The sequence below is a fragment of the Nocardia amamiensis NBRC 102102 genome, from assembly GCF_001612745.1.
Taxonomy (GTDB): Bacteria; Actinomycetota; Actinomycetes; order Mycobacteriales; family Mycobacteriaceae; genus Nocardia; species Nocardia amamiensis.
Genome location: NZ_BDBA01000470.1, coordinates 1 through 665 on the forward strand (window position 1 = coordinate 1; position 665 = coordinate 665).

A 665-nucleotide genomic window follows, 5' to 3' on the forward strand; every position below is an offset into this window, starting at 1 on the left:
CCACTGTCAATCCCCTCAAAGTGTGGAGGGTCCTCTATGCGGCCTTGTCTTGTGACAGGGCCGCTGCCGAGGCCGCTCGGGCGGCGGCCATGTGTGTCTCGTAGTTGATCGGCGACATTCCGCCGCACAGGCTGTGCCGTCGGGTCGGGTTGTAGAAGCCGGTGATCCAGGTGACGATCCGCAACGCGGCTTCGGCGCGTGTGCGGAAGCGGTGCCGGTGCACGAACTCGACCTTCAACGTGGAGTTGAACGCTTCGGCGGGGCTGTTGTCCAGGGCCGATCCGACCCGGCCCATCGACTGCACCACCCCGAAGACCCGGCACAACCGGCCGAGCGCGGCGGCGGTGTATTCGCTGCCGCGGTCGGAATGGAATATCACCCCGTCGACCGCGTCGAATCCGCCACGGGTCACTGCTGCCATTCGTAGTGCCGCGCAGGTCAATTCGGCGTCGTGGTGGGCGCCGGTGGCGTAGCCGAGCAGACGGCCTGAGAACCGGTCTTCCACCGTCGCCAGAAACAGTTTCCCCTCGGCTGTGGGTATTTCGGTCACGTCGCCGACCCACAACACGTCCGGGGCGACCGCAGTGAACTGACGCCGCACCAGATCACGCGCCACCGGCCGTTTCCCCTGACGGGTCAGGCTGCGCCGCTTCAGTAGTTTCCTT

Annotated in this window: 1 protein-coding gene; it reads right to left on the reverse strand. The window is 66.0% G+C overall.

Going from position 1 to position 665, the window contains the following annotated elements; genetic code table 11:
- Positions 1 to 34: 34 nt before the first annotated feature.
- A partial coding sequence (locus NA4_RS38470) for an IS3 family transposase (RefSeq protein ID WP_157129607.1) occupies positions 35 to 665 on the reverse strand: 631 nt, incomplete at its 5' end.